The sequence below is a fragment of the Streptomyces sp. AgN23 genome (assembly GCF_001598115.1).
GTDB lineage: Bacteria > Actinomycetota > Actinomycetes > Streptomycetales > Streptomycetaceae > Streptomyces > Streptomyces antimycoticus.
In genome coordinates this window covers 9,505,908-9,518,069 of the sequence record NZ_CP007153.1, presented here as the reverse complement: position 1 = coordinate 9,518,069, position 12,162 = coordinate 9,505,908, and the positions used below count along the sequence as shown (strand labels likewise).

1 protein-coding gene is annotated in these 12,162 nt (G+C 74.3%); it reads right to left on the bottom strand.

Annotated elements, in window-relative coordinates; genetic code table 11:
* Positions 1 to 7: 7 nt before the first annotated feature.
* On the bottom strand, positions 8 to 12,151 hold the full coding sequence (locus AS97_RS41100) for a type I polyketide synthase (RefSeq protein WP_210566672.1): 12,144 nt from the start codon (positions 12,149 to 12,151) through the stop codon (positions 8 to 10).
* Between the last annotated feature and the right edge of the window lie 11 nt (positions 12,152 to 12,162).

Here is a 12,162-nt window from a genome sequence, read left to right as displayed (position 1 = left end):
GCCTCCATCAGGGCAGTTCACGGTCAATGAGCTCGAACATCTCGTCGTCCGAGGCGGCTTCGAGGGCGTCGAAGTCGGTCGCGTCGGCCGGGGCGCCGGACCCGCTGCCGTTCCATGTCGCCAGCAGGGCGCCCAGCCGTTTGGCGATCCGCTGCCGGCCTTCGTCGTCCGTGACGAGGGTGGCCAAGGTGGTGTCCAGCCTGGCCAGCTCGCCGAGGACCGGGTCGACGCCGTCCCGGCCCGGCGCGGCTCCGTCGCCGGGTGCCAGCCGTTCCAGCAGGTAGTCGGCGAGTACGGCCGCCTCCGGGTAGTCGAAGACGAGGGCGGCGGGCAGCCGCAGACCGGTGGCGGCGGCGAGCCGGTTGCGCAGTTCGACGGCGGTCAGCGAGTCGAAGCCCAGCTCCTTGAAGCTGGCCTCGGCCTGTACCGCGTCCACATCGGCGTGTCCGAGGACCGTGGCGGCGTGGCCGCGGACCAGGTTGAGCACGAGTCGGTGCCGTTCGGCCGGGGACAGGCCCGCGAGCCGGGCGCCCCAGTCGACCTGGCGGCCTTCCCCGGCCGCCGCCGCGGTGCGCCGCCCGGTGCCGCCACCGCCGCCCGTGGCGGCCAGGGCGCGGAGCGTGGCGGGCAGGCTGTCGGCGGGCAGTCCGGCGAGGGTGCGGGTGTCCATGTGGGCGGCGACCAGATGGTCACCGCCGTGCTGGACGGCGGCGTCGAGCAGGGCCAGGCCGTGTCGGGTGCTCAGGGCGGCGACGCCGGTACGGGACATGCGGGCCAGATCCGCCCCGGCCAGGTGTCCGGTCATCCCGCTGGCGTCCGCCCACAGGCCCCACGCGATCGATACGCCGGGCAGCCCGGCGGCCCGCCGATGGGCGGCGAGTGCGTCGCAAAAGGCGTTGGCCGCCGCGTAGTTGGCCTGTCCGGGGCTGCCGAGTGTGCCCGCGGCGGAGGAGAAGAGGACGAACATGCCGAGCCGCAGATGGGCCGTGGCCGTGTGCAGATGGGCCACGGCCGTGGCCTTGGCCGTCCAGACCCGGGCCAGCCGTTCGGGCGTCTGTGAGGTCACCACCGCGTCGTCCAGCACACCGGTGGCGTGGATGACTCCGGTCAGCGGATGCCCGGGGTCGATGCCCGCCACCAGCTCCGCCACCGCCGTGCCGTCGGTGACGTCCACCGCCGCGAGGCGCACCCGCGCGCCCAGCTCCTCCAGCCGGGCGGCCAGGTCGCGGGCGCCCGGGGCATCCGGCCCGCGCCTGCTCACCAGCAGCAGATGGCCCATCCCCCAGGTGCGGACGAGGTGTTCGGCGATGTAGGCGCCCAGGGTGCCGGTGCCGCCCGTGATCAGTACGGTGCCCTCCGGGTCGACCGCGGCGGGTACGTCCAGCACCAGCTTGCCGGTGTGCCGGGCCTGGCTCAGCTGCCGTAGCGCGTCCCGCGCCCGGCTGAGCGGCCACGGCCGTACGGGGGCGGGCCGCAGCGTTCCGGCCGCGAACAGCTCGCTCACTTCGCGCAGCATTTCCCCGATGCGGTCCGGCCCGGCGTCGGGGACCAGGTCGAAGGCGCGGTAGCGGACGCCCGGACGTGTGGCCGCGAGGTGCTCGGGAGCGCGGATGTCGGTCTTGCCCATCTCGGAGAACCGTCCGCCGTCGGCCAGCAGCCGCAGGGAGGCGTCGACGTACGGCCCGGCGAGGCTGTTGAGTACCACATCGACGCCACGTCCGCCGGTGGCCTCGCGGAACACTTCCTCGAAGTCCAGGTCGCGTGAGGAGGCGCGATGTGCCTGGTCGATGCCCATGTCCTCGAGCACCCCGTGCTTGCCCGGGCCGGCCGTGGCATAGACCTCGGCGCCCAAGTGGCGGGCGATCTGCACCGCCGCCATGCCGACACCGCCGGTCGCGGCGTGGATCAACACCGATTCGCCGTCCCGCAGCCCGGCCAGGTCCACCAGCCCGTACCAGGCGGTGAGGAACACCACCGGTACGGCGGCCGCCTGCCGGAAGCTCCAGCCGTCGGGGATCGGCACGACCATGCGCGCGTCCGCCACCGCCCAGGGGCCGAACGCGCCCTCGAACAGGCCCATGACCCGGTCGCCCACCGCGAGCCCGGTCACCTCCGGGCCGATGTCCACGACGATGCCCGCGCCCTCGCTGCCGCGGAATACCCCGCCTCCGGGGTACATCCCGACGACGATCAGCGCATCGCGGAAGTTCATGCCCGCCGCGTGCACCGCGATCCGGACCTCTCCCGGCCCCAGCGGCGCCAGCGCCCCGGGACACGGCACCGGCGTCACATTGTCCACGGTGGACGCGCCCCGCACGGCGAGTCGCCACGCGGGCTCTCCCACCGGGCCCACCAGGCCGCCGCTGCCGGGGCCGCCCGCGCGGATCAGACGGGGCGCCCACACCCGGCCGGAGCCCACCGCCACCTGCGGTTCGTCCAGGGCGACGGCCCTCAGTACACCGTCCAGCACCGCCGCGCCGATCTCGTCGGTGCCGGGCGCGCCGTGCGGATCGCGGTCGAGCAGGACGAACCGCTCCGGGTTCTCCGCCTGCGCGCTGCGCAGCAGCCCCCACACCGCGGCACCGGCCGCGTCCACGACTCCGGCGTCGGGGTCCTCCGCCACCGGGCCGCCGGCCGCGACCGCGCCGTGTGTGACCACCACCAAACGGCTCTCGGCCAGCCGGGGTTCGGCCAGCCAGCCCCGCAGCAGGTCCAGGGTCCGCCGCACGGCCGTCAGGGCATCGGCTTCGGTGGCCCCGATGTCCATGGCCGTCGTCGAGGCCGGTACGGCGGTCAGCGCCACCGAGGGCGCGGGTGTTCCGGTGTCGAGCGCCGCGACCAGCGACTCCAGGTCCGGGTGGCGGACCACGCCCGGTGGGGTCCATTCCACGGTCTCGGGGCCCAGCGCCACCCAGCCACCGTCCCCGGCCACTGGCTCGGGCAGCCGCGTGTCAACGCCGGGCGCCGTCTCGGGGAGCGGGATCCAGGCGAGGGTGAACAGTCCGTCCACGGTGCCTCGGCCGGCGGTTCGCAGCTGATCCGTACGGGCGGGGCGCAGCACCAGCGAGTCGACCGTCAGGACCGGGTCGCCGACGGCGTCGGCCACGGTCAGCCGCAGCGCCCGCTCGCCGTCCGCGCCCTGCTCACGCGGGGACAGCCGGACGCGTACGGTGGTCGCTCCGGCGGCCCACAGCGACACCCCGTTCCAGGTGAACGGCAGCCACACCTGGCCGGTGTCGCGCTCCTGCTCGGTCCCGGCGGTGAGCATGCCCGCCGGGTGCAGGGCGGCGTCCAACAGCGCCGGGTGGATGCCGAATCCGGCCCGGTCGCCCGCCGCTTCGGGCAGCGCCACCTCGGCCAGCACATCAGCGCCGTCGCGCCACAGCTTCCGGACGCCCTGGAACGCGGGCCCGTATCCGTATCCGGCGGCCGCCGCGCGCTCGTAGAAGCCATCCGTGTCCACCGGCTCCGCGCCCGCCGGGGGCCAGGCTCCGGCAGGCTGGGGTGCCGGTTCGCCGTGGGGGCCGAGTACGCCGACCGCATGGCACACCCAGACCGGGTCCGTAGTGGTCTCGGCGTCGCGGTCGGGCCGGGAGTACACCCGTACGTCGCGGCGGCCGTCGTCGGCGGCCTCGCCCACCACCACCTGGACGCGCAGCCCGCCGGTGTCGGGGAGGACGAGCGGGACCTGCAGGGCGAGTTCCTCGACCGTACCGCAGCCCGCCTCGTCGGCGGCCCGAAGCGCCCATTCGACCTGGGCCGCGCCCGGCACCAGCCGGGCGCCCGCCACCACGTGTTCGCCGAGCCAGCCCTCGCCGCCACCGGCGCTCAGCCGTCCGGTGAGCAAATGGGTGCTGCCGTCGGCGAGCTCCACGGCCGCGCCGAGCAGCGGGTGATCCGCGGAGACCAGGCCCAGGTCGGTGGGGTCGCCACCCTGGCCGGCGGTACCTTCGAGCCAGTAGCGCTCACGCTGGAAGGCGTAGGTGGGCAGCGGCACCGTGCGGGGCGCGGGGTCGGTGGGGAAGAGGGTGGTCCAGTCGACCTCGGCTCCCGCGGTGAACGCCTGGGCCAGCGACCGCACCAGTTGGGCGAGATCGCCGTGGTCCCGGCGCAGGGTCGGTACGGTGGCGGCGGGAACGCCCGCCTCCTCGAAGCTCTCCTGCATGCCGACCGTGAGGACGGGGTGGGTGCTGGCCTCGATGAACACCCGGTGGCCATCGGCCAGCAGCGCCTGGACCGCCTCCGCGAACCGCACCCGCTCCCGCAGATTCCGCACCCAATAGCCCGTGTCCAGCACGGAGGGATCGGCCCGGCCACCGGTCACGGTGGAGTAGAAGACCACCCCGGACCCGGACGCGCCGACCGGCTCAACCCCCCTGAGTAGTTCAGTGAGTTCTTCGGCGATCTCGTCGACCTGGGGACTGTGCGAGGCGTAGTCCACCTCGATCGTCCGGGCGCGTTCCCCGATGTCACGGCAGGCGGCCACGGCGGCGGCCACCTGCTCCGGCGGCCCGGACACCACAGTGGAGGCGGGGCCGTTCACGGCGGCCACGACCACGGCGGCGGCGCGGTCGCCGAGCCCGGACAGCAGCTCCGTGGCCTGTTCCTCACCTACGCCGAGGGAGGCCATGGCCCCGCCGCCGGCCAGTTGGCGCAGCGCGCGGCTGCGAAAGGCCACGATCCGGGCGCCGTCCGCCACGGTGAGCGCCCCGGCCACGCAGGCGGCGGCGATCTCGCCCTGGCTGTGGCCCACGACGGCGGCGGGCCGCACACCGTGGCCCGCCCATACGGCGGCCAGGGACACCATCACCGCCCACAGGACGGGCTGCACCACATCCACCCGGCTCAGATCGCCCGCGCCGTCCACGCCGCGCAGCACATCGGTGAGCGACCAGTCGACGTGGGGTGCGAGCGCTCGTTCGCACTCCGCCACCCGGGCGGCGAACACCGGGGAGGCGTCCAGCAGTCCGGCACCCATCCCGATCCACTGCGAGCCCTGGCCGGGGAAGACCAGCACCGGACCCGCACCGCCCGTGGTGGCGGCCGCGCCCGGGTGCACCACACCCGGGTGGGTCTCGTCGGCCGCCAACGCCTCGACAGCCGCCATCAGTTCGCCGCGGCTCTCGCCGACCACCACGGCGCGGTGGTCGAAGAGGGTGCGGGAGCGAATGAGGGACCAGCCCACCTCGACGGGCGAGGCCGTGGGTCCGGTGGCCAGCCGCGCGGCCAGCGCCCGCGCCTGGTCCCGAAGCGCCTCGGTGCCCCGCGCGGACAGCACCCAGGGCACCACCCGAAAGTCCTCGGGATCGGGCTCGCGCGCGGTGTGTTGGGCCTGTTCGGGGGCCTGTTCGAGGATCACATGGGCGTTGGTGCCGCTGATGCCGAAGGAGGAGACACCCGCGCGCCGGGGCCGCTCGGCCCGTGGCCATTCGACCGCCTCGGTAAGCAGCCGCACTCCGTCGTCGTCCCATTCCACATGCGGGCTGGGTGCGTTGATGTGGAGGGAGGCGGGCAACAGGCCGTGGCGCATCGCCATGACCATCTTGATCACACCCGCCACGCCCGCGGCGGCCTGCGTATGCCCGATGTTGGACTTGATGGAGCCGAGCCACAGCGGCCGTCCCTCCGGCCGCTCCTGCCCGTAGGCGGCCAGCAGTGCCTGGGCCTCGATGGGGTCGCCGAGCGTGGTGCCCGTGCCATGGGCCTCCACCACGTCGACGTCCGCCGGGGAGAGGCGTGCGGTGGCCAGGGCCTGGCGGATCACCCGCTGCTGGGAGGGCCCGTTCGGGGCGGTCAGGCCGTTGGAGGCGCCGTCCTGGTTGATGGCCGACCCCCGGATCACGGCCAGCACCTCGCGGCCGTTGCGGCGCGCGTCCGACAGCCGCTCCAGGACGAGCAGGCCGATGCCCTCGCCCCAGCCGGTGCCGTCGGCCGTCGCGGCGAACGGCTTGCAGCGGCCGTCCGGGGCCAGTCCGCGCTGCCGCGAGAACTCCACGAAGGTGTTCGGTGTGGCCATCACGGTCACCCCGCCGGCCAGGGCCAGGGTGCACTCCCCCTGCCGCAGTGCCTGGGCCGCCAGATGCATCGCCACCAGCGAGGACGAACACGCCGTGTCCACCGTCACCGCGGGCCCCTCAAGGCCGAGGGTGAACGCCACCCGGCCGGAGGCGATGCTCGGTGTGCTGCCGGTCATCAGACGACCCTCGACGCCCTCCGGGGTGCGGCCCAGGAAACGGCTGCCGTAGTCGTCGTACATGACCCCGGTGATCACCGCGCTCCGGCTGCCCCGCAGGGTCACCGGGTCGATGCCCGCGCTCTCGAACGCCTGCCACGCGGTCTCCAGGAGCAGCCGCTGTTGGGGGTCGGTGGCCAGCGCCTCGCGCGGGGAGATCCCGAAGAACTCGGCGTCGAACCGCGGGGCCTCGTGGAGGAATCCGCCCTCGCGGGTGTAGCTGGTGCCGGTGTGGTCCGGGTCGGGGTCGAAGAGGCCGGCGAGGTCCCAGCCGCGGTCCGCGGGGAACTCCCCGATCGCGTCCACACCCTCGGCCACCAGCCGCCACAGCTCCTCGGGTGAGCCGACACCGCCCGGATAGCGGCAGGCCATGCCGACGATGGCGATCGGGTCGTCGTCGGCCGCCACGGGGGTGGCCGTCGGCGGGAGAGGTGTCCCGGCCGCGCTCCCGGCCAGCCGCTCGCGCAGGAAGCGCACCAGGGCGTCGGGGGTCGGATAGTCGAAGATGACGGTGGCCGGGATCCGGGTGCCGGTGGCCGCGTTGAGCCGGTTGCGCAGGTCCAGCGCCGTCAGCGAGTCGAAGCCGAGGTCTTGGAACGCCCTGCCCAGTTCGATGGCCTCCGGCGCGGGGTGGGCCAGCACGGTGGCGACCTGGTCGCGTACCAGCTCTCCGATGAGCCGGTCCTGCTCTTCGGTGGACAGCCCGGCGAGCCGCCCGGACAAGGAGCTCGTCCCGGTGTTGCGCGCGGCCTTCGTGGGGAGGTGCACCAGCCGCCGCAGTACGGGCGGAAGTGGCCCGGCGGCGGCCCGGGTGCGCAGCGCCGCGAGGTCGAAGCGCGCGGGGACGAGGGTGGGGTGGTCGGTGGTGAGCGCCGTGTCGAGCAGCGTGAGCGCCTGCTCGTTGGAGACGGGGGCGATCCCGGAGCGGGCCATCCGGGCGAGGTCGGCGTCGTCCAGGTGGCCGGTCATGCCACCGGCGGACGCGAGCAGCCCCCAGGCCAGCGTGTGGGCCGTCCGCCCCTCGGCGCGGCGGTGCTCGGCGAGGGCGTTGAGGAACATGTTGGCCGCGGCGTAGTTGGCCTGGCCGCCGTTGCCCATGATGGAGGCGGCGGAGGAGAACATCACGAACGCGGCCGGGTCCATGTCCCGGGTCAGCCGGTGCAGATGCCATGCCGCGTCCAGCTTCGGGGCCAGTACGGTGTCGAGTTGCCCGGGGGTCATGGCGGTGACCACACCGTCGTCGAGCACCCCCGCGGCGTGGATGACGGCCGTCAGGGGATGCGCCGCGGGGAGGGTGGCGAGCAGCGCGGCCAGCGCCTCGGGGTCGGCGGCGTCACATGCGGCGATGCGTACGTCCGCCGCGCCCAGCGCGGTCAGATCGTCCGCGAAGGCGTCGATGTCCTCCGTGATGCCCCCGCGCCGGCTGACCAGCAGCAGGTGGCGGACACCGTGGGCGGTGACCAGATGCCGGGCGACCAGCCGGCCCAGCGCTCCGGTGCCACCGGTGATCAGTGCCGTGCCGTCCGGGTCGAGGGCGCGGGGCAGGGTGTCCTGATGGGGGGCGCGGGGCGGGGTGTCCTGGTGGGGACGGATTTTGACCAGACGGGGCACATGGGCCGTTCCGGCCCGTACCGCCACCTCGGATTCGGCACCGGCGACGGCGGCCGGAAGGACGGTGCGCAGGACATCGCGCGACGCGGTGTCCTCGTCCAGGTCGAGCAGCAGGATGCGCTCCGGGTGTTCGGCCTGGGCGGCACGGACCAGGCCCCATACGGGCGCGGTGGCCAGGTCGGCGGGGCGGTCCCCGGGGCCGGTGGCGACCGCGCCGCGGGTGGCGATGACCAGCCGGGCCCCGCTGAACCGCTCGTCGGTGAGCCAGGTGCGCAGCGCGCCGAGGACGTGGTGGACTGCCGCGCGGACACGGGCGGGCGTCTCGTCCGGGTGTGTTGCGGTGTCCGGTGCGTCGGGGCATGCGAGGACGACGACGTCGGGAGCGGGCTGTCCGTCGTCCAGGGCGGCCCGCAGTGCGGCCAGGTCCGGACAGGCCGGGAGGTCCGGGTCCTCCGGATGGTGGGATCCGACGATGGCCCAACTCACTGTGTGCGGGGGCGTGTCGGCGGAGACCGGATATGGCTGCCAGTCCAGGCGGTACAGCGGGGCGTCGGCCGGGGCGGCGCGGGCGGAGCGCCAGCGGTCGGCGGAGACCGCCCGCAGCTCGAGGGCGTCGATGGTGGCCACGGGCGCGCCGTGGTCGTCGGTCAGCCGCAGCGTGATGGTGTCCGGGGCGGTGGGGGTGATGCGTACGCGCAGCCGGGTGGCGCCGGTGGCGAGGAGCCGCACCCCGCTGAAGGAGAACGGCAGTCGGACGGTCCCCTCGGCGCCGTCGGGCGCGTGGTCGCCGCCGAAGAGTTCTTCCACCGGGTGCAGGGCGCTGTCGAGCAGTGCGGGGTGCAGTCCGTAGCCGTCGGCCTCGCCGCGCTGTTCCGGGGCCAGGCGTACCTCGGCGAACATCTCCTCGCCGAGTCGCCATGCGGTGTGCAGGCCGCGGAAGGCGGGCCCGTAGGTGTAGCCCTGCGCGGACAGCCGCTCGTACAGGTCCGCCACGTCGACCGGGGTGGCCCCGGCGGGTGGCCAGGCCGTGGCCCGCGGTTCGTCGTCGGGCGGTGGCGTGACCGCGTCGGCCAGTACGCCGGTGGCATGGTGGCGCCAGGCGGCCGGGGCGTCCAGGGCCTCGCCCCCCTCGTCGGCGGCGCGGGAGGCGAGGGTGACGGTCCGTCGTCCGGTCTCGTCGGGCGCGGTGACGGCGAGCTGGATCCGTACCGCGCCGGAGGCGGGCAGGATCAGCGGCGTCTCCAGGGTGAGGTCGTCGAGCAGCCGGCAGCCGGTGTGCGCGGCGGCGAGGAGGGCCAGCTCCAGCAGGGCCGTACCGGGCAGGGGCACGCTGTCCGCGATGGTGTGGTCGGCGAGCCAGGCGTGGGTGTGCGGGGACAGCCGGCCGGTGAGCAGCAGCCCGCCGTCGGGTGTCTCCACGGCGGCCTGGAGCAGGGGGTGACCGGTCGGGCCGAGGCCGACGGCGCGTACGTCGGCCGTGGCGTTCGGGACGGGCCGCCAGTATCGCTGCCGCTGGAACCGGTAGGTGGGCAGGTCGACACGGCTCGCGTCCTCGGGGAGGGCGGCGGCGAAGTCGACCGCGGCGCCGTCGATGTGCGTCAGGGCGAGCGCGGTCAGCAGCGTACGGGGCTCGTCGCGGCCCGGGCGCAGGGCGGTGGCGAACACGGGCGCGCTGTCAGGAGTGTCGGGCGCGTCGGAGGCATCGGCGGTGGATGTCGCGGCGGCCAGGGCGTCCTGGGCCATCGTGGTGAGGACGGCGTCCGGGCCGAGTTCGAGGTAGCGCGTCACGCCTTCGCCGTTCAGGGTGCGCAGACCGTCGTGGAACCGTACGGGCGCGCTGACGTGGCGTACCCAATACTCGGGGTCGCGGAGCTGCTCGGGGTCGGCCGGCCGGCCGGTGACGTTGGAGATCACCGGGATGCGCGGGGCGTGGTAGGTGAGCCGCCGCGCCACGTCGCGGAAGTCGTCGAGCATGGGATGGAGCAGGGGCGAGTGGAAGGCGTGGCTGACGCGGAGCCGCTTGGTGCGGTGCCCCTGCGCCTTCAGGGTGCGGGCGATCTCGTCGATGTCTTCCGTGGCTCCGGATACGACCACCGAGGTGGGGCCGTTGACCGCGGCGAGCGCAACGCGGTCCGCACGATCGGTGAGCAGGGGGAGGACCTGTTCCTCGGTGGCTTCGACGGCGACCATGGCGCCACCGGAGGGCAGCGCCTGCATCAGTCGGCCGCGGGCAGCCACCAGGGTGCAGGCGTCGGGAAGGGACAGCACACCCGCCACATGCGCGGCCACCAGCTCACCGACGGAGTGGCCGGTGAGGAACGACGGGGTGAGGCCGAACGACTCGACGAGCCGGAAGAGCGCGGTCTCCAGGGCGAAGAGGGCCGCCTGGGTCACACCGGTGCCGTGCAGGGCCCGCGCCTGGTCGGTGTCCTCGGCCGCGAAGAGGGAGTCGCGCAGCGAGTGGCCGAGCAGCGGGTCCAGATGGGCGCAGGCGTCGTCGAGGGCGGCGGCGAACACAGCGAAGGTCCGGTACAGCTCGCGGCCCATGCCGGGCCGCTGGCTGCCCTGCCCGGTGAACATGAAGGCGGTGCCGCCGGAGCGGGCCGCCACCGTGGCCCGGGTCAGCCCGGGGTGGCTCCGGCCCTCGGCCAGGGCCCGCACGGCTGCGAGCAGTTCGTCGTGGTCCTCGCCGATGGCCACGGCCCGGTGTTCGAAAGCCGAGCGGGTCCGGGCGAGCGACCAGGCCACATCGGCCGCCGGCAGCCCGGGGGAGGCGGTGAGATGTGCGGCGAGTGCCTCGGCCTGATCCCGTAGCGCCTGGTCGGTGCGGGCGGACACCACCCAGGGCACTACGCGGCCGATCTGCGGCGCGGTGTCCGGGGCGGTCGGGCCGGGGGTCCGGTCCGGGACGGAGGGCTCGTCGGCGGGGGGCTGTTCGAGCAGCAGATGGGCGTTGGTCCCGGAGATGCCGAAGGAGGATACCGCCGCCCGGCGGGGCCGCTCGCCACGGGGCCAGGCGACGGATTCGGTGAGCAGGCGCACGGCGCCGGTGTCCCATGCGACATGGGGCGTGGGCTGGTCGACATGCAACGTGGCGGGCAGCGTCTCCCGCCGCATCGCCATGATCATCTTGATGACGCCGGCCACGCCCGCGGCGCCCTGGGTGTGCCCGAGGTTGGACTTGACCGATCCCAGCCACAGCGGCCGGCCCTCGGACCGGTCCCGGCCGTAGGTGGTGAGCAGCGCGTGGGCTTCGATGGGATCGCCGAGGCGGGTTCCGGTGCCATGTGCCTCCACCACGTCCACTTCGGCCGGGGACAGCCGTGCGTTCGCCAACGCCTGGAGGATGACGCGCTGTTGGGAGGGGCCGTTGGGCGCGGTCAGGCCGTTGGAGGCGCCGTCCTGGTTGATGGCCGAGCCCCGGATCACGGCGAGCACCTGATGGCCGTTGCGGCGTGCCTCGGACTGCCGCTCCAGCAGCACCAGGCCGACGCCCTCGGAGAACGCGGTGCCATCCGCGTCGGCGGAGAACGCCTTGCACCGGCCGTCGGGAGCCAGCCCGCGCTGCCGGGAGAACTCGGTGAAGACGTTCGGGATCGCCATCACCGTCACCCCACCGGCCAGGGCCAGGGTGCACTCGCCCTGCCGCAACGCCTGCGCCGCCAGATGCATCGACACGAGCGAGGACGAGCACGCGGTGTCCACCGTGACCGCGGGTCCCTCCAGGCCGAGGGTGTACGCCACCCGGCCGGAGAGCACACTGGGCGCGTTGCCCGTGACCAGGTAGCCCTCGGCGCTCTTCTCGATGTGCGGGGTGCCGAAGCCGGGAAGCGCGGTCCCGGCGTACACACCCGTCGAGGTGCCCTTCAGCGAGAGCGGGTCGATTCCGGCGCGTTCGAGCAGCTCCCAGGCGACCTCCAGCAGCAGCCGCTGTTGCGGGTCGATGGCCAGCGCCTCGCGCGGGCTGATCCCGAAGAATTCGGGGTCGAATCGGTCGGCGTCGTAGAGGAAACCGCCCTCGCGGGCATGGCTGGTGCCTGGGTGGTCCGGGTCCGGGTGGAACAGTTCCTCCAGGTCCCAGCCGCGGTCGGCCGGAAACTCCCCCATGGCGTGTGCGCCGGAGGCGAGGAGCCGCCACAGCTTCTCGGGCGAGTCGGCCCCGCCCGGGTAGCGGCAGGCCATGCCGACCACGGCCACCGGTTCCTGGGAACGGTCCTCCAACTCGCGCAGCCGCTGACGGGTTTCGTGCAGATCGCCTGCCACTCGCCTCAGATAGTCGACCAGCTTCTCTTCATTAGCGTGCGTCACAGAGGGTCACC